15 protein-coding genes and 2 pseudogenes are annotated in these 18,111 nt (G+C 60.1%); 8 read left to right on the top strand and 9 right to left on the bottom strand.

Translation table 11 applies throughout. The features are described from left to right. The first annotated feature begins 289 nt into the window (after positions 1-289). The 3 genes and pseudogenes from AC5JJ6_RS15555 to AC5JJ6_RS15545 all read left to right on the top strand — a co-directional run bounded on the left by AC5JJ6_RS15555 (position 290) and on the right by AC5JJ6_RS15545 (position 2,384). Positions 290-766 carry a hypothetical protein gene (locus tag AC5JJ6_RS15555; RefSeq protein WP_496042926.1) on the top strand — a complete coding sequence of 159 codons (477 nt, stop codon included), beginning with the start codon at positions 290-292 and terminating at the stop codon, positions 764-766. 82 nt (positions 767-848) lie between these two features. Beyond that, positions 849-1,680, top strand: a pseudogene (locus AC5JJ6_RS15550) (IS5 family transposase). A 233-nt stretch (positions 1,681-1,913) separates the two neighbouring features. Continuing rightward, positions 1,914-2,384, top strand: coding sequence for a hypothetical protein (locus AC5JJ6_RS15545; RefSeq protein ID WP_496042925.1), 471 nt, complete (start codon positions 1,914-1,916; stop codon positions 2,382-2,384). A 104-nt stretch (positions 2,385-2,488) separates the two neighbouring features. Here the strand turns inward: AC5JJ6_RS15545 and AC5JJ6_RS15540 are convergent, their stop codons facing one another. The 5 genes from AC5JJ6_RS15540 to AC5JJ6_RS15520 form a co-directional block, all read right to left on the bottom strand. Continuing rightward, positions 2,489-4,327 (bottom strand): O-linked N-acetylglucosamine transferase, SPINDLY family protein, encoded by a 1,839-nt coding sequence (locus tag AC5JJ6_RS15540; protein ID WP_496042924.1) that lies wholly within the window; start codon positions 4,325-4,327, stop codon positions 2,489-2,491. Between the two features lie 116 nt (positions 4,328-4,443). After that, positions 4,444-5,145, bottom strand: coding sequence for a C39 family peptidase (locus AC5JJ6_RS15535; RefSeq protein ID WP_496042923.1), 702 nt, complete (start codon positions 5,143-5,145; stop codon positions 4,444-4,446). Between the two features lie 137 nt (positions 5,146-5,282). After that, positions 5,283-6,512, bottom strand: a complete 1,230-nt coding sequence (locus tag AC5JJ6_RS15530) for a transporter (protein WP_496042922.1) — start codon at positions 6,510-6,512, stop codon at positions 5,283-5,285. Between the two features lie 259 nt (positions 6,513-6,771). Beyond that, entirely contained in the window at positions 6,772-7,089 is a 318-nt protein-coding gene (locus tag AC5JJ6_RS15525; RefSeq protein WP_496042921.1) for a hypothetical protein, read from the bottom strand. 1,086 nt (positions 7,090-8,175) lie between these two features. Further along, positions 8,176-8,847, bottom strand: coding sequence for an IS66 family transposase (locus AC5JJ6_RS15520; RefSeq protein WP_496042920.1), 672 nt, complete (start codon positions 8,845-8,847; stop codon positions 8,176-8,178). Positions 8,848-9,014: 167 nt separating this feature from the next. Between AC5JJ6_RS15520 and AC5JJ6_RS15515 the strand changes: the two genes are divergently transcribed. Beyond that, positions 9,015-10,235 carry an IS256 family transposase gene (locus AC5JJ6_RS15515; protein WP_496042919.1) on the top strand — a complete coding sequence of 407 codons (1,221 nt, stop codon included), beginning with the start codon at positions 9,015-9,017 and terminating at the stop codon, positions 10,233-10,235. Positions 10,236-10,274: 39 nt separating this feature from the next. Here the strand turns inward: AC5JJ6_RS15515 and AC5JJ6_RS15510 are convergent. After that, a pseudogene (locus AC5JJ6_RS15510) lies at positions 10,275-11,549 on the bottom strand (DUF4158 domain-containing protein); the annotation flags it as partial. Positions 11,550-11,686: 137 nt separating this feature from the next. Here AC5JJ6_RS15510 and AC5JJ6_RS15505 point away from each other — a divergent pair. Next, complete coding sequence (locus AC5JJ6_RS15505) at positions 11,687-12,259, top strand: recombinase family protein (RefSeq protein WP_496042918.1); 573 nt, start codon at positions 11,687-11,689, stop codon at positions 12,257-12,259. Between the two features lie 439 nt (positions 12,260-12,698). Here the strand turns inward: AC5JJ6_RS15505 and AC5JJ6_RS15500 are convergent, their stop codons facing one another. Beyond that, positions 12,699-13,220 (bottom strand): Cache 3/Cache 2 fusion domain-containing protein, encoded by a 522-nt coding sequence (locus AC5JJ6_RS15500; RefSeq protein WP_496042917.1) that lies wholly within the window; start codon positions 13,218-13,220, stop codon positions 12,699-12,701. A gap of 595 nt (positions 13,221-13,815) precedes the next feature. Beyond that, positions 13,816-14,406, bottom strand: coding sequence for a helix-turn-helix domain-containing protein (locus AC5JJ6_RS15495; protein WP_496042916.1), 591 nt, complete (start codon positions 14,404-14,406; stop codon positions 13,816-13,818). Positions 14,407-14,806: 400 nt separating this feature from the next. Here AC5JJ6_RS15495 and AC5JJ6_RS15490 point away from each other — a divergent pair, with 400 nt between their 5' ends. The 3 genes from AC5JJ6_RS15490 to AC5JJ6_RS15480 all read left to right on the top strand — a co-directional run bounded on the left by AC5JJ6_RS15490 (position 14,807) and on the right by AC5JJ6_RS15480 (position 17,458). After that, the gene (locus tag AC5JJ6_RS15490) at positions 14,807-15,070 is read left to right on the top strand and encodes a hypothetical protein (RefSeq protein WP_496042915.1); all 264 of its coding nucleotides are present in this window, start codon (positions 14,807-14,809) and stop codon (positions 15,068-15,070) included. A 382-nt stretch (positions 15,071-15,452) separates the two neighbouring features. Beyond that, positions 15,453-15,764: a DUF485 domain-containing protein gene (locus AC5JJ6_RS15485; RefSeq protein ID WP_044437095.1), complete on the top strand. Its 312-nt coding sequence runs from the start codon at positions 15,453-15,455 to the stop codon at positions 15,762-15,764. After that, positions 15,761-17,458 carry a cation acetate symporter gene (locus AC5JJ6_RS15480; RefSeq protein WP_496042914.1) on the top strand — a complete coding sequence of 566 codons (1,698 nt, stop codon included), beginning with the start codon at positions 15,761-15,763 and terminating at the stop codon, positions 17,456-17,458. The genes AC5JJ6_RS15485 and AC5JJ6_RS15480 overlap by 4 nt, the downstream gene beginning before the upstream one ends. Positions 17,459-17,503: 45 nt before the next feature. Here the strand turns inward: AC5JJ6_RS15480 and AC5JJ6_RS15475 are convergent. After that, a partial coding sequence (locus AC5JJ6_RS15475; protein ID WP_496042913.1) for an NAD(P)(+) transhydrogenase (Re/Si-specific) subunit beta occupies positions 17,504-18,111 on the bottom strand: 608 nt, incomplete at its 5' end.

Genomic DNA, 18,111 nt, shown 5'->3' with positions numbered 1-18,111 from the left:
GCAAGGTGCTGAACATCATGACCGGCCTCGGCATGCCGGTCTCCCGCCGGATCGCCTGACCCCGGCGGGAAAGGGCGAAATCCGACCACTCCCTGATTTCGGCACCAAAGTCGCAACTCAGATTATATTGCTGGGGATACAGCCGCCAAACTACCCGCCTTTACCTGCCCAGGGTACCGGCCTCCCATGAATTGTGGTGCTTCAATCCGTATGCCGGCTGGGTATATTGTGGGGCTGATCAACCGTATGGTAATATTCTTCCCGATCTCCATCATGAGGATAAGCCGCTATGGAAATGGAAATGCCGATTTCCGCCCGTGCGCGCAAGATGACGGCAGCCAACTGCGCCGTTTCAGCGACCATGATCGCAGTAGCGTTTGCTGTTAGTCTATGGGCTGATCTGCCCAGCGCTAATGCCCAATCCATTTCCGAGATGGAAGCAGGTAAAGTCTCGACATCGACTCTTTCCCAAATAGAGTCATCTGGATACCCGGTACTAAGCGAGCGTGAGCTAGACCAGACACGGGGAGCAGTAATGTTCGATGGTAGTATAAACCTTCATGCAATGGGCGAAGGACAGACTGTGCTCCACGAACGTTTCGATTTTCAACGGACATTAAACCCAGGCGATACCTTCAAATTTTCTGAAACCCTGGAAGGATACAATAGTAGTTCATCTGGCAGCTTGAGGATATTCATTTCTCCAGATGGTTCGACTATGTCTACTTCTTCGTCCTCATCTTCTTCAAGCAACATGGGGCAATAAACAGGCGGGATGATTTCTGATCTCGTATTAGAGTGCCTAACAAAACCTTGGAGACCGGCGGATCATCGCCCATCTGAGGGGCATGGCGAAACCTCTTGTCAGCGATGAGCTTTGGGCGGTCGTGGCGCCGTTGCTTCCGGCACGTCCGCCCCATCCGAAAGGCGGTCGGCCTCCGGTCGATGACCGGGCGGCACTGACCGGCATTCTGTTTGTTCTGAGAAGCGGCATTCCGTGGGAGATGCTGCCGCAGGAGATGGGGTGCGGCTCCGGGATGACCTGCTGGCGGCGTCTGCGCGACTGGCAGGCCGCCGGGGTCTGGGAGAGGCTGCACCATGTCCTTATGGACCGGTTGGGCACGGCCAATGCGATTGATTGGAGCCGGGCGGCGCTGGACAGCGCCAGCGTTCCGGCAAAAAGGGGTGCCTTGAGACCGGGCCGAACCCGACCGACCGGGGCAAGCCGGGCTCCAAGCGCCATGTCGTCATCGACGCCAACGGCATCCCGCTCGCCGTGACCTTGTCGCCGGCCAACCGCCACGACAGCCGGATGCTGGAGGCCACGGTCGATGCCATCCCGGCCATTCGCCAGTGCGCTGGCCGGCCCCGCCGCAGGCCCACCAAGCTCCATGCCGGAGCTTTAGCTAACGCTGAAAGCGGTACAAGGGCTATGACTTCTCCCGGTGCCGACACGCCCTGCGCCGCCGCGTCATCATCCCCCGCATCGCGCGTCGCGGAATCGATAACAGCGAGCGCCTCGGCCGCCATCGCTGGAAAGTCGAGCGCACCTTGGCATGGTTCGCCCGCTTCCGACGCAGCGCCGTGCGCTACGAACGCCGCATCGACATCTTTCAAGCCTTCCATCACCTCGCCGCCGCCCTCATCACCTTCAGCTTCCTCGAAAAATGGTTTTGTTAGGCACTCTAAAGTCAGATTTTCAACAGGCTGATAAGCCTCCCCCATCTCTGGACGTACTCGACTCCTTACCAGAATAACCAACTTCATTCAAAAGAGCATGAACTATAAGATCAGAGTCATAGACACAGTAGTTACTTGAGGGAATTTACGATAAATGAGACATTTTCCTTGATGCACACCATAGTTGGGGCATCTTCACAGGCTGTGCCTAAGAAAAGGAGGGGGTAACAGATATGAAATCATTCAAACTGCTATTGGTGATTGCTGCGTTGATTTTTCCCATCGCAGCTGGAGCATCTGAGCGAAACGATACACAGTTCCAGGGAATACTGCCTGCTCTTCAGGTAGTGACCTATGAAGAACTTTCCTCCCAAGAACTGTCGGAAATCCGCGGAACGGCTGCTACGGTCGGCGTTACCGTAGGCGCTGAAGGAAGTGGAACTGGCGACTCCGTTCTAGTCAAGACCAAAGCCAATACCAACATCAAGGAAAAAGGGGATAAAACCGTCGCCGTGGGGAGAGCGAAGGTGAAAGTCGTCGTGACTGGTGACGATCGTTCCGCGGCAGTTGCTCTTGTGGCCGACGCTTTTGCCGAGGGTGACACTTACGCGGTGACGAAGACCAACACTAATATCAAAGTCATCGAAAAGAAGAATAAAACTATTGTTATCGGGAAGGCTTTTGCTAAAGCAGTTGCCAAGTGACAGTGACAGCGGGCTTTCACAGCAAAGCCCGCTGTTCAACTCGATGCCCAATGTGATCACTGATTCATAGAACTCTGAATTGATGGCGAGGGAAGGGTGGGCTGTCAGCGGGCTGCAGAGTGCCAAGCTTCTGTCAACAGGGACTCCAGTGCAGCGGTAAACGCGCGGGCGTCACCCAAGTGCGATTGCGCGATGCGTTCCCTCATATCTTTCCGCAGATCCGTCCTGAGGTTTCCGCACTCCGCTAACCGACGGGCGATCGCGATGTACTCATCCGGATTGCTCGCCGCAAATTCCTCCAGGTCAATCTCCGTCAGGAAGCTCAAGGTCATGCGGGATACCGGAGTCTGCCCGATCAGCGTCACTACGGGCACTCCCATCCACAAAGCCTCGCATGAGGTGATGCCACCTGTGAAGGGAAAGGTATCGAGCGCCACATCGATGTCTCCATACTCGGCGAGCATGTTGGCATGTGACGACCCCGCCCTGATCTCGATGCGCGCGGGGTCGACACCGTTGCGGGCGAACTCCGCCAATAGGGCTTGGCATACCTCCTCGTCCCGATAGGTCGCCGACTTGAGGACAAGCCGGGAGCCAGGAGTAGCGGCCAAGAGGCCGGACCACGTCTGCAGTAAAACAGGGTTGATCTTGACCGGCCTGTTGAAGCTTCCGAATGTCACAAAGCCGTTGCTTAATGATGGCGGGGAGGCCATCGGAGGCGCAAAATCGGGAGCCTTGTAACATAGGAAGGTGCCGGGCATGCGAAGGATCCGTTCCGACGTCCACCAACCGCCCTCGACGGGCGCGATCGCATGATCCAGGATGGTAAAATCCATCGCTCGAAGTCCTGTACCGCCGACATATCCCATCCAGGAAATCTGAACCGGTGCCGGGCGAAGAGCGAAGGCTGCCAGTCTGTTGCCACCGGCATGCCCACTCAGGTCCACGAGAACGTCAATGCTGTCGGACCTGATGACCTGGGCAAGCGTATCGTCATCCAAGCCGGCCGTCCGGCGCCACACGGCGGTGCATCCGCGCAGTCGAGCAGTGAGATTGTCCTCCACCAGCCTGTCGGAGTAACAGAAAACCTGGAATTTGTTTCTATCATGCTCCTGCAGGACCGGGAGCAGGAAGTGGCCGACGGGGTGGAAACCGAGATCGCGCGAGACATACCCCACCCGCAGCCTTCGCGCGCCGGTGCTTACCGGCTTGAGAGCATTCGGGCGTATCGGTCTACGAGAAACCAAAGCGCTAAAGGACGCTTGCTCTCGGAACAGGTCCTCGGGGTCGAGCCCCCACGCATGCTGCATCATGAAAAGAAGATTGCTGCGAGCCTGCAGGCTGCTGGGATCCAGCGCAGCCGCCCGACGCAGAAGCTGTAAGCCGTGCTCTACCTTTCCGGCTATGCACAGCGCGTTTCCTAGATTGTTCTGGATTTCTGCGTTTGCCGGCGCGAGATCTGCCGCGCGGCGCAGAATGCGTTCGGCCTCCGTACACCGGTTGTCGGCGAGATAGGCCGCCCCGAGATTCTTAAGGTAGTGGGGATTGTCCTGCTGCGCCGCCGTGAGTCGCTCGAGAAGATTGATAGCTGCCGCCGGTCGCCCGGCGGTTATCTCGACCAAAGCAAGATTGTTGAGCGATTCTGGATGATCGGGCGCCAAGACCAGCGCCCGCAGCAACGCCTGCCTGGATTCCTCGATGAAGCCCAAGGCTTGGAGAGCTCCGCCGAGATTGCTTAGCGCCTTGAGGAACGTGGGGTCGGATTGGAGAGCATGCTTGGTTAGTTCCACCGCCTCCTGGTGGTCGCCGACGGTCATTGCCAGTGCGGCAAGGCCATTGTAAGCGCCCGCATTGAGTGGGTCGACCCGCAAGGTCATGCGATAGCCTGCCTCGGCGACGGCCAGGTCGCCGCTGCCATGTGCATCGCGCGCCGCCTTCAACATATCCTCCGGTCTCCGGCTCGAAAGACCAGTTCGATTCGTATGACCGAGGGTCATGTTGACGATCGCTCCTTCTGCACGGACGCCTGGCATCCTGACGCAGGGCCCAATGCGCTTTCTTAGAACATCGAGACCTGGGGCACGCTTCCCGAACTGACGGATTGGACGGCTTCGCGCGCGATCTGTAGCTCGGGCCTGATCACGAGTTCATTCTCAAGGTCGAGCGGATGCTCCTTGGGCAGGCCGAACCCCGGTTTGTCGAGGACGAGCGTGATGCCGGACCATTCCTCTAGGAAGCGGTCGATCGGCATGCGTATGTTGCCCCGGCTGGGATCCGCGAGATAGACCCTGTCGCCAACTATGCCCCGCAGAATGGCGAAATGCTTATAATCCTTTCGCTGTATGTAGACCATCACCGGTCCCGGTAGATCAGGCAGCGCGGTCGGGGGGAGGCGGACACCGATCGCCCGATATCCTCTATCCTGGGCGAAATTCTTGAGGTCTAAAAGGGAAAAGCCATTTTCCTGACGGTTCTCCGCTTCCTCATTAGACAAGGTGTCGAGCACGCCGTTGAGGATATCCGTCTCCTTGACTTCGTCCTTGAAGTAATAGTTCATCAAGGTCGCCATCGCCGCCGCGCCACAGCTGTAATCGAACCGCTGCATGACGATGTTACGGTCGCGAATGTCCTTCCATGTCACCAGCCTTTTTTCGAAGCTGACCGCGCCAGCGCGCATTGGGGTCGGAGTGTTGGTCTCGATGCGAGCGCAGGCTGGCAGTGCTAGGATCAGGGCAGCGATGAGACAAGGGCCGAATTTCATTTTTTATTCCTGCTGAAGCAGTCATGTCGGATCCCCGCCAGGAGCGATCACAGGAAAGTCGTGATGACTTGGGGATGTCGACCGTTGGTGCCGAATTTTCCTTTTTACCGGCTCATCTTCATTTCTCCCCCAAGACATCAGAAGCGATGGGAGTATGACAGCTGTAGGATCACATCCGGCGCACTGTCGTTAAGTCCGTATGTCACGGCAGGCTCCAAATACTGTCCATCTGAGATGCGGTAGGTCAGGCTCGATCTCAATGCCATCGGCTCCCGGTTGGATCCGTCGATCTCCTCCCCGTTCAACTCTATCTCGGTCTGATAAGCGCCAAAGAACTGCCCGCTGAGTGAAATCTGGTTGTTGATGGCGAAACCGGCTCCGAACGAGTAGTTGATGCTCTGCCCACCCTCGATATCGATGCCGCTCAACGTATCCTTGAAGCTATGTGTATAGCCGATTGAGCCGAACAGCACGGCCGGATCATAGGAGCGGATGAAGGTCGCCGCCCCTGAAAGCCGCCAGCGACCACCACCAAGGGAGACGCGGTTCGGATTGCCGATCTGCGGTTCCCCCGCGGTTGGAAACGTCACCGAGCCGGCGAGTACGATGTCGGGCCAGGTCTCGTCTTCCCGCACCAGAAGATACTTTAGACCGGCCACCACGTCGCTGACGCCCGTCTCCTCCCCGCCGAGCGTTCCGGTCCCGGTGATGATCTCCCGGACGGCATAGGCCACCGCAACGTCGAAGAACCCTTCCAGCCGATCGAGGATGCCGACACGGACCGATGGACCGATACGCAGGTCTCGGTTGGTTTCACCCCCCACCTCGTCCCGCGCATAGGAGAACGCCAACTCCGTGTCAATTTCCCCAGGAGCCAGCAGGACGGTAGCTTCGCGCAGGAACACGCGGTTCAGATTGGGATCTTCATCCTCCTGGGAAGGCTGCCCCACGGTCTGCGGACGGGATCCGCCGGATCCCGGAGCCGGAGCGGGGTCCGACACCTCTGGTGACTGGGCGACCTGCCCGGAGCCTCGGCTGGGTGCCAACCCGCGTCCCTGCGTCATCATTTGGGCGTTACTCAGCGTACTATCTACGGGCTGGCCGTAGCCCGCAGGCGGACCGGCGGTTGACGGCGTTCCCTGCAAGCGGATATCCGCGACTTCCGTCGTTTCCACTCTCATGTCGCCGAAGCGCGCGGACCTGAGCCTGACCCCCTTCATCTCCCACGAGAGGCTTCCGACGAGGCGGTCGCCGTTCGAGAGGAACAGAATGACGGGTTCCTTCGTCGTCAGCTTCATGATTTCGTCCAGCGGCACCTTCAGAACGGCGCCGTGGATCGACGTGAACAGGAGTTCTCCATTCTCCAAGCCGGTTGGCTCGCCTGAAATCCGGTCCCCGTTGGACAGGCGCAGCTCACCTGCTAGAAGTGGACATGACAATGAAAGTGCTAAAACAGCGCACGAAGGCAGCAAGATTGCTGTTCTGCCAATTAAATGCAATCCCCACTCCAAAAGTATTGACCTGCTTTTAAAGTCAGGTTTCTGGATCCGATGACATGGTGTCGCGGCTATTTATTGGCCCATAGAAATGCCGGGGGCTGCGCACGCAGCTCCCGGCTCTCTCTGGTCAGCGAGCGATCGCCGTCGAGTAGCTGGTCGACGAAGCGGACACGCCGCCGCCGCCGCAATTGATCGTGCAGGCTTGCGTGTCGGTGTAGGTGTTGGTGTAGACGAACTTCCTGCCACGAGCGTCCGAGGTCGCATCGGCGAACGCCTTAGCTGTCCGCTTGTAGTAGGTGCCTTTGGTGGCGTCCATCTCGGAATGGCTGATCGCGGAATAGGTATCGATCGCGCCGAGGATCGACTTTCCGTCATCCGCGAACGCGCCGCCCGCAGCGAGAACCATGCCGGCAGTGAACAAAGAAATCTTGAATGCCTTGGTCATCGTATCCTCCTCACATTTGTTAAGTTGAAAAAGCTCACGTGCGCTGGAGCACGGTCGTTATCAAGTGTCTTAGCCTAAACGGTTCTCCTTAGAAACATCAGGTTAAAGACACCAATTATACGACTAAATAATGAATTTACAAAGTTGCTCATAATTATAGAGAACAGAGTATTTCAGAAAAGTAGCTATCTAAAGCCTGTATTACCTATAGCATCACGATTATTAGATAATTTACATTAAAACTCATCTTTTGCATGGTCTTCTCAATTTTGGCCTCTGATGTGAATCTACGGAACGTTGCTGACGAAGATGCTACTTGCGATTGCCTATGACACACGTTTCTTGGAATCTGCGTAACGAAGACTCCTGTTTTGTTTCAACGTTTGAGGGCGTGCCGTTCGAGTGTTGCCGTAAGGCCTTGTAGACGTGGGTCATTTTCACGAATTTCGGATTTAAGTAAATAGACGCAAAAGGTTGCCCGCCTACCGCTCCGGAGCATGTCTAGTCAGTTCGTACGTACTTAGGGACATAAACTATAAGGGCACCGTTGACTCGGCCTGAAGTGCTCTGTAACGTCATAATGGGGTTGAGCATACCGTATCAGATGCATTTTCTTGCAGTTTTTTGTCTTGGGGTCAAATTAGTTCGGTAATAGGTGGCTTGCTCGTCCGCACATACTTCAATGAACCAATTGCTTTCAAAATTGGATCGGTCAAGGATGGCATACCAGTACGTCGGTAACATAGACGTTCCAGGTCAGACTGCTTCGAAGGGAGAACAACTGTGACTGGCTTATCAATGTTTTCCGAAATTCTCTCGGTACTTGGCAATGCCACTTTACTGCATCAGCAGGTTGGGCTGCAGGTCGATTTCTGGGGCTGGTGGAAGTTTCTTTGGTCCTTGCCTTAACAGCCCGTTGAGAATGGACTTGGTCAGTTTCGCCGGCAGATAGCGGTCATGATAATCTGAGCTGGACTACGCTGAGGCGTTTTGGCGGATGAGATCGGGGAGCCAGGGCACGCGCTCGGTGTCCGGGATATTTAGCCTGGCGCCCAGGTAGTCCCAGAACGAAATGGCGAGCTTGGATCAGGTCTTCAGCAGGCTGAGAAAGGTGTCGCGGGCCTGCTTGCCGGCTGCGGAGCGGGTCTCGCCGGAGATCCTGCGCTTGGTGACGAAGCTGCGGACGTCGTTTTCCGAGCCGTTGGTATGCAGCGGGATGTCTGGCCGGTCGAGCACCAGCAGCAGTTCGTCCTTGTTGGCGCGGGTCCGGGCGACGGCCTCGTCGAGGTCGGCGAAGCCGGTGATCCGGGTGAAAATGCGATCGAAACGCTGCCTCAACGCCGTTCGGCGAGTGGCTGTGGGATCGTCTTTGTAGAGCTTGAGATCGGCGTAGAACCACCAGACCAGCTGACGCTGCACGGAGACCAGACGGTGCTGCTCGTCGGTCACGCAGACGATCCGGCGGAGATGGCGCTCGGCATGGATCCAGCACAGGGCGTGCTGGAAAACGTCGAACTGGCCGGCATCATCGGAGACGATCACGGTGTCGGTCAGCAGGCCGCGGGCGACGATCGATCCGATCATGGCCGCCTCGGTGACGCGCTGCCGATGACCGGCGCCAAGGCCGAAGCTGTCCAGGTGGGTCTGCCACGCCGCATCATCGTCAAAGCTTTGAGATCCGGCGGTGAGCAGAGCGGCGACGATGCTTTCCGGCACGCCGTGTTCAACCAGGTAGGCCAGCGCCGCGGCGTTGATCACATACCCAGGATCGCCGGCACGGAGCAGGTCGAGGAAGTTCAGGCGGCTCTTTGATGGCCGGGTGGCGAACCAGGCGAAGCGGTCATTGCCGATGTGGGTGGTGTATTCAGAGACTGTCAGGAATTTCGTGTGAGGGCGGGCATACTGGGATATGAAGGAGACCGCCCATGGCTCGACGCAAACAGCCGACGATTCCCGACGCCCTGCTTGACCAGTTGCTCGCCGGCGCCGACCCGAAGAGCGCTTTCGATCCGAACGGCCTGCTGGACAGCCTGAAGAAGGCCCTGACCGAGCGGGCGCTGAATGCCGAGATGGATCATCATCTGTCCGGCGACGAGGAAGCCGGCAACGGCCGGAACGGCTATGGCCGCAAAACGGTGCTGACCGAGACCGGCAAGCTGGAGCTGGAGATCCCGCGCGACCGGCGCGCGACCTTCGACCCGCAACTGATCGCGAAGTACCAGCGGCGCTTTCCAGGCTTTGACGACAAGATCGTATCCATGTACGCCCGCGGCATGAGCGTGCGCGAGATCGCCGGTCACCTGCGCGAACTGTATGGCGTGGACGTGTCGCCGGATCTGATCAGCACGGTCACCGACGCCGTGCTGGACGAGATTACTACATGGCAGGCCCGGCCGCTGGAGCCGGTCTACCCGCTGGTCTTCTTCGACGCCCTGCGGGTCAAGGTCCGCGACGAGGGCATGGTCCGCAACAAGGCGGTTCACGTCGCGCTCGGCGTGCGCGCCGACGGCACCAAGGAGATCCTGGGCCTGTGGCTGGAGCAGAACGAGGGCGCCAAGTTCTGGCTGCGGGTCCTGAACGAGTTGCGCAACCGGGGTGTCGAGGACGTCCTGATCGCCGTGGTCGACGGCTTGAAGGGCTTTCCCGACGCCATCCAGGCGGCCTTCCCGCAAGCCCTGGTCCAGACCTGCATCGTCCATCTGCTGCGCAACAGCCTGGAGTTCGTCTCCTGGAAGGACCGCAAGGCCGTGGCGACGGCTTTGAAGGATATTTACCGGGCGGTGGACGCCGATGCCGCCCTGGCCGCTCTGGAGGTATTCGAGGACGGCGCCTGGGGGCGCAAGTATCCGGCCATCAGCCAGATCTGGCGCCGCGCCTGGAACGAGGTCGTGCCGTTCTACGCCTTCCCGGCCGAGGTCCGGCGCATCCTCTACACCACCAACGCCATCGAATCCTTGAACGCCAAGCTGCGCCGGGCGGTCCGCGCCAGAGGCCACTTTCCAACTGACGGGGCGGCCATGAAACTCATCTTCCTGGTCTTGAACCGGACCGAGAAACAGTGGACCATGCCCGCGCGTGAGTGGGTCATGGCGAAGGCTCAGTTCGCCGTCCTCTTCGAGGAGCGTTTCACAAAGGCTTTCGCCTGATCATGTGCAATCGCCCGCCCTCACACGAAATTCCTGACAGTCTCCCGCCGTGGAGAGGTTGAGATCCCGCAGCACCTTGACCGCCGCCAGCGTCGGATCGTTGTCCTTGGCCGCCTTGAACTCGAAGGCGTCGAGCAAGGCCGGTGCGAACTTCCGGAAGGTGACGTAGCGGCCGGCGGCACGAACCAGCGGGTCTTCATCGGCGAGATCGGCGACCTCGCCGCGGACGCGCAGAAGCTTGGCCCAGCCGACCGTCTCGTCAACGACGGTGAAGGCGTCCTGATCGTTCTCCTGGGCCAGGTTCAGGGCCTCGATCGTGCCTTGGAACAGGCGCATCAGGCGACTGACGTCCTTGGTCGAGGCGACAACCGTTCTCTCCTTGGCATGCTTGGCGCGCGTGAACGCGTTGCCGATCAGCCGGTCGGCCATGTCGAGCGCGGCATCGGCGAGACGGGACTGCTGGTCGATCAGTAGCGCCACCAGCGTGGCGCGCCGCCGGTGAGTAGCATAGCGGTCGATCCGATGCGCGAAGGAGGTCGAACCCTCGCGGGCGAACTGCTGAAAGCGGCTTTCAGGAATGCGCGCTGCGGTGTCGGGATCGATCCCGAGGCCGCGGACGAAGTGGAGCTTGTCGAGCAGATCACGGATGTGCCCGGCCTTCGGCAGGCTTGGGATCTCCTTCACCCAGGCAAGCCGGGTGAACCCCGTCTTTGGGTCGATTACCAGCAGCTCATCGAGGGCACGGAGTTGTTCGTCCGTCAATCCGGCGAGCAGCGCTTCGCCCGCCCGCTGGCGGGCACGGGCGCGACCCGCGGCGCCGGCGCGCTCGATCACCGCTGCAACCGGCAGGATGATCCTCTCGGAGCGCAAGGCCGCGATGATGCCGGCCGCGATTGGCAATCCCTTGTCGGTCGTCCACGCCGCCCGCGCGGCGGCTTCGATCATGAACGGGAGATCGGCGTCGGTCGCCGGACGCAGCCCAAGGGCGGCGGCAAGGTCGCGGGCATGATCGGTCATCGTCTGCGGCCGGCGCGCGTAATCGGCGAATGTGCCGACTGGAATGTCGATCCGCCTCGCCATCCAGTGAACCAGGGTGCCAATCTCTCCTTCAGCCTGAGCAAGCGCGAGGCCCTGGTGACGGAGCAGCGCCAGTTGAACGGCAAAGCCGAGTCGATTGGCGTCACCGCGCCGGGTGGCGACGAGATCCAGATCCGAGCGCGACAGCGTGTAATGTCGCACCAGCGCGTCCGGATCGGCCGGCACGCCGAACAGTTGACGGCGATCTCCCTCGGTCAGCAGTTGGCGTCGCGCCATTTCTCCTCCGGCGTCCACAAAAGGTTGAGCGGGATTGTGGACAGGGGAGGTTAACGGGACGTATTTTATGGACGTTTCGGCGGTGCCGTTCATCAGGGCGGCGCGGCTGTCCAGAGAACGGACGTTTCGGGGACGTCATGGGCGACATCGTGGGCTATGCGCGGGTCTCGACCGGCGATCAAGATGTCGCCGGACAGACATTGCGGCTCGAGAAAGCTGGAGCGATCAAGGTTTTCACCGACGTGCGCTCAGGCAGGACAATGGAGCGGCCGGGGCTGGAGGCTTTGCTCGCCTATGCGCGCAAGGGAGACACGCTCGCCGTTGTCCGCCTGGATCGCCTTGGCCGCTCGCTCGGGGAGTTGCTGGCGATGGTTGCCCTGCTGAAAGAGCGCGGCATCGATCTGGTCAGCCTGGAGGAGAAGATCGATACCGCCTCGGCGGCTGGCGAACTGGTCTTCCACGTGTTCGGCGCGATCGCCCACTTCGAGCGGCGCCTGATCGCTGAACGAACGAAGGACGGCATTGCCGCCGCCCGCGCTCGTGGTAAGCACCCGGGCCGTCAGCCTGTCGATCTGGAAAAGGTTGCAGCGGCGCTGAAGCTGGTGGAGGCCGGATTATCTCCGACAGTCGCCGCAAGACAGCTCGGTTTAGGAAGGTCAACGGTTTACCGTGAAGCGAAGCTGGCTGGCGTACGGCGACCGCCACTCTGACAGATCTCGAAGGGGTGACACCATAGAACGGGCAGAATCATATGCTAGGGCACGAAGGCTTATAGCCTCCGCTTTCCATAAAACCTGTTAGGCGCTCGGTATCCGAAATCCTTCCTCCACCTGCCTGTTCGGGATGCATGAAAGACGATGCCGACTAGGCGCGGCTTCAGGCGGAACTGGACCAGGCGCGCGCTGAATTGGCAAGGACGCGGCGACCATGGCGGCGGTTCAGCAAGTGATAGTGGGCAGGGCCTCAACGCTCAGGCGCAAAGCAGCGGTCCACAGTAACGTGCAGGCTATGAGGTTCGGGATCATTCGGAAAGTAGCCATGGACTACTTTTGTGTTCGGACCTCGGGAACGGCCACTTCAGGCCGTTCCCAGCATTGCGGCTTGCCCTGTAATTAATGGCAGACAAGATCGTCTGGATGGCTCACAATGCTAAGTCTTCAAGTACCCGACATAATAGACGCCGATGATGTTATTGCTTGTATCGCGTATGGGTTCATAGCCGGTAGTGTACGGCTTACCTAATATATCAACGTCCCCATAGAAGCTCTCGCCCTTGGCGATAGCTGCTATCGCTTTTCCTTTGGGGTCCAGCACCGTACCAATTGCTCGTGAACCGTCGTCCTTCTTGACGTTCGTTGCCACCCGAACGAAGTCGTCTCCGTTTTTCACAAAGATAGTGGCCGTACCACCCTTTTCCCTTTGAACCTCGTCAACCAGTGAGAAATTATTGTTCATCTTAGCTTCGCCGAAATACAGAGCAGGGACTGTCTTTACAGCAACGGTATCGTCCCCTTTGATGCTGGGGGCACCAAGTGCCGCAGCTTTAGACTTAAGGAACTGCATTGCCGACTGCACATCTTCAGCAGGCCCGGCGAGCACTTGCGGAAGGGGCAGAACCGTGAACTCAGCGGTGAAAAACAGCAGAAATACTACGAGTGTGGATGTCCTCATTGCCGCCTCCTTCTGGCCTCACAGCATCTCGATGTCATACTTATCGGGTGAAGGGGCCATAGCCATATTGTTCCAGATCCAACAGCCTACTCTGATATGAGAGCAATTTTACGAAATATTCTGATAGTAAAGCCACCATTCCGGTTGCGATCCTTACTTGAATTGAGAGATGCCCCGCCATAGCCGAGCGGCTGGCACCTTCCGTCGTGCGGTTTTCCATATATCTAGTTCGCTCGCCGGCGCCGGACGGGATAACTGTGTGATTTCAATGGCCTCCCGTGCCGCGCGAGCTTATGCTGACGCATAACGGCTAAAATCGACGCCCCTTGACACAAACTCTGGTGCTGCCAGCGGTTGAAATGCAGGGAACGTGGATGGCTAAGCGCATAATTCCGCCCGTTTTATGATGCTGTTGGCGAATTCACCGGCCATATCCGAAGCTGCTGGGGCCTCAGCCTGGAAGCGCACTTCGGAGCCAAATTCCAGGCAGTTTGGCGACCTCTGGAGCACCTTTCCTGAATTCACCAACAGCATCGTTTTATGGCGTCACCCCTCGAAAGGTCGAAATCACGGATCGTTCGCGAAAGGTTCGACCTTAGCGTTGTTTACCTAACAATCGGCGCGCTGTCCTCCGCCAGTAGTCGCTATGGGCGGCATCGTCGAATACCCGGTCCGCCTTGGGATTGCCAAGCCAGCACTCGACGCCGTCCTCGGCAAAAACAGGAGCCAGTTCCGGCCTGGCCGGAACCCAGAAGGGCGGCCAGCCGCTGTACCGCACCACCGATTTCTCAAGGATCTCGACCAGCCGCTTTTGCGAAAGCCGTGCGATCGGCCCGGCCACCTCATAGTCGAAGCTGTAATGACCATGCGGCTGACGCGCCGGGGCATCCTCGGCAAGCACTGCCACCAGTTCCTCCCAGCGCTGCCGGCAAGCGGCCACGAAGGCGTCCTGCGGGGAGGTTCTGTTCTCGGCGACCAGTCCCACGACACCCAGGATGGCAAGCGCACGGCTGAGCGAGATCGACGTATCGCCCTGATCGAAGGAAACCACCGTGGTCCTGCCGACGCCCGCAAGGGCGGCATGCTGCACCTGAGTCATCCCCTCTTCCTTGCGCCGGCGGATGGTCTCGGCAACAAGCGCCGGCCAGTCGAGCGGCTGGACTACTCTTCGAGGATTCTGCTGCATGCATCCCCCACGATCCCGGCGTATTGAAGATACGAAGCCCTCCGCTGACTCCGTTGCCAAGTCTGGCATAATGGACATTTCTAGAAATCGATAGCGGCTATGTCGGAATATGTGACATTGTGGCGGCAGTGAAGAGTATCCGGCGCTTATGATTGCCATAGCGGTCATCATGGTACCTCTAGACCAGAACCGCCTGCGCTAAGCGGCGCTACACCGTGGTAGCGATCGTTCGACTGCGGGTCATCGGCACAATGTAGATGCGGCCTCCGGCCGCGTTCCCTCCGCTGTTCCAAGACCTTCAAACGGCGCCGGAACGCGCCGCAACCGGGATCGCGCGTATCCGCGCTCATAACGCGGCCAGAGGCCGCGTCTACACAAGCTGTTCGGGCGCGGCGCTCGGATGGAGGCGCCGGGAGCCGAAGGCCAGCCCACCGCCGCCGGGCCAGTCACCATATTCGCCGCAGCGGTTCGCTCCTCCTCCGTCAGTGCCGATGCCGGCGACCGGCGTTCGACCGAACGCATGTCCGCCGTCGATCTTTCCAAGGAGATGCCGATCCGGCCCGCGACCGCACCCCGCTTCCGCCTGATGACGGCAACGTTCCGGTTTATTTTCCTAGAAAAGCCTGCTAGAACGGGCCTTTGGCAGCCGGCTCTGGAGGAATAGTGACCTATAATGACCATCCGCACATTTTCCATCCAGTGACCTCGGCCGGGGCTCGCCTGACCCGGAACGGCCCGGAACGGCCCAAAATGTTTACATTTGCGTACATTCGCTGCCGTGAAGGGGGTGTTTACATCCGACGTTCCGGGTGGAAAGCACCCCCCGCCTCCACCCTGCGACATCAAAGCTACTGCCCAGGGCGCTTTCCATGGGCTACCGAAAGCCGCCGGGGGCAACCATGCCGTCCGCGTCGCGACCGTTATCCCTGACCCGGCATTTTCCGGGTGCTGAAAAACACAATTGATCGACGCCGGATCGATCCCGAACAGGCCTCTCCAGGCCGGGCTTGGGGCAAACCGGCGGTGAATAACGAACAGGAGGCGTCATGTCCCAACTGATCTACGCCAGGGTTCGCGAGAACCCCAAGTACCAGGCCCTGGTGAAGCGGCGGGGCCGCCTCGCGGCGATTCTGTCGGCTATCGTGCTGGTGGCCTACTACAGCTTCATGATGGTGGTGGCTTTCGCCCCGGCGATGCTGGGCAAGCCGCTGAGCGAGGGCATGACGCTCAGCATCGGCATTCCGATCGGGGCCGCGATCATCGTCATTTCGTGGCTCCTGACCGGCGTCTACTCGTATTTCGCCAACGGTCCGTTCGAAGACCTCACCAACGACCTGATCCGGGAGACGGCGGAATGAACCGTCCGATGTTGAAGCTTACGGCTTCCGCCCTCGGCCTAGCCTTGGCCGCCGTGGTCCTGACCCTGGGCGGCACCGCCTTCGCGGCGCCGGCCGACCTGGGCGCGGTTGACAAGCAGGCGGTCAACCCGACCGCTATCGTCATGTTCTTCGCCTTCGTGCTGGGCACGCTCGGCATCACCTACTGGGCGGCCAACCGCACCAAGTCGGCCGCCGACTTCTACACGGCGGGCGGCGGCATCACCGGGTTCCAGAACGGCCTCGCCATCGCCGGCGACTACATGTCGGCCGCGACCCTGCTGGGGCTGTCCAGCCTCGTGTTCACCACCGGCTTCGACGGCTTCATCTACATCATCAGCTTCTTCGTCGGCTGGCCGATCATCCTGTTCCTGGTGGCGGAGCGGCTGCGCAACCTGGGCCGCTTCACCTTCGCGGACATCGCGTCGTACCGGCTCGACCAGACGAAGATCCGGACCTTCGCGGCCATTGGCTCGCTGACGGTCGTCTGCTTCTACCTGATCGTCCAGATGGTCGGCGCCGGCCAGCTCATCAAGCTGCTGTTCGGGCTCGACTATGCCGTGGCCGTGATCATCGTCGGCGTGCTGATGGTCGTCTACGTCACCTTCGGCGGCATGATCGCGACCACCTGGGTCCAGATCATCAAGGCGGTCCTGCTGCTGGGCGGCGGCACGGTGCTGGGCATCCTGGCGCTGGCCCATTTCGGCTTCGACCTGAACTTCATGGCGTTCGAGGCCGTGTCGTCCCACAAGGCCGGCATCAAGATCATGGCGCCGGGCTCACTGCTGGCCGACCCGGTTTCCGCCGTGTCGCTGTCGCTGGGCCTGCTGTTCGGCACCGCCGGTCTGCCGCACATCATGATGCGCTTCTTCACCGTGCCCAACGCGCGGGAAGCGCGGAAGAGCGTGTTCGTCGCCTCCGGCTTCATCGGCTTCTTCTTCCTGGTCGTCGCCGTGCTCGGGCTGGCCGCGATCACCATCGTCGGCACCGACCCGCAGTTCTATGAAGGCGGCAAGGTCGGCGGCAAGATCATCGGCGGCGGCAACATGCCGGTGATGCATCTGGCCAAGGCGCTGGGCGGCGATCTCTTCCTGGGCTTCCTGTCCGCCGTGGCCTTCGCGACCATCCTGGCCGTCGTGTCGGGTCTGGCGCTGGCGGGTGCTTCCGCCATCTCCCACGACATCTACGCCCGCGTCATCCGCAAGGGCAAGGCGACCGAGAAAGAGGAAATGCGGGTATCCAAGCTCGCCTCGCTGGCGCTTGGCGTCGTCGCCGTCGTGCTCGGCATCCTGTTCGAAAAGCAGAACGTCGCCTTCCTGGTCGGCCTGACCTTCGGCATCGCGGCTTCGGCCAACTTCCCGGTGCTGATCCTGTCGATGTACTGGAAGGGCCTGACGACGCGCGGCGCGCTGCTGGGCGGTGTGACCGGTCTGGTTTCCGCCGTCGTCCTCGTCGTGCTGTCCAAGGCCGTCTGGGTCGTGGTGCTGGAAAACCCGGCTCCCATCTTCCCGTACGAGCAGCCGGCCCTGTTCTCCATGACGCTGGCCTTCCTGGTGACCGTCGTGGTGTCCAAGCTGGACAACTCGGCGTCCGCCGCCAAGGAACGCGCAGCGTTCGACGACCAGAACGTCCGCTCCCAGACCGGCATCGGCGCCGCCGCCGCCGTCAGTCACTGAGTGCGGAGAGGGGGCCGGGAAACCTCCCTGCCCCCTTCCCGTCCGTTACGCTACCGACTTGACGATCTCCTCGGTCATCTTCTTCGCGTCGCCGAATAGCATCATCGTGTTGGGCCTGAAGAACAGCTCGTTGTCCACCCCGGCATAGCCGGCCGCCATCGAGCGCTTGATGAACAGCACCGTCTTGGCCTTCTCCACGTCCAGGATCGGCATGCCGTAGATTGCCGATGTCGGGTCCGTCTTCGCCGCAGGATTGGTCACGTCGTTGGCTCCGATCACGAAGGCCACGTCGGCCTGACCGAAGTCCCGGTTGATCTCCTCCAACTCCAGCACCTCGTCATACGGCACGTTGGCCTCGGCCAGCAGCACGTTCATGTGGCCGGGCATGCGGCCTGCCACGGGATGGATCGCGTAGCGGACATCGACGCCCTCGTGCTTCAGCAGGTCGGCCATCTCCCGCAGCGCATGCTGCGCCTGGGCCACCGCCATGCCGTAGCCGGGGACGATGATGACGGACGAAGCGTTCTTCATGATGAACGCGGCATCCTCCGCCGAACCGGCCCTGACCGAGCGGTCTCCAGTAGGTCCGCCGGCGGCAGCCGCCGCCGAGTCGCCGCCGAAGCCGCCCAGGATCACGTTGAAGATCGACCGGT

The organism is Skermanella sp., from assembly GCF_059503625.1.
This window is presented reverse-complemented; position numbering and strand designations above follow the sequence as displayed.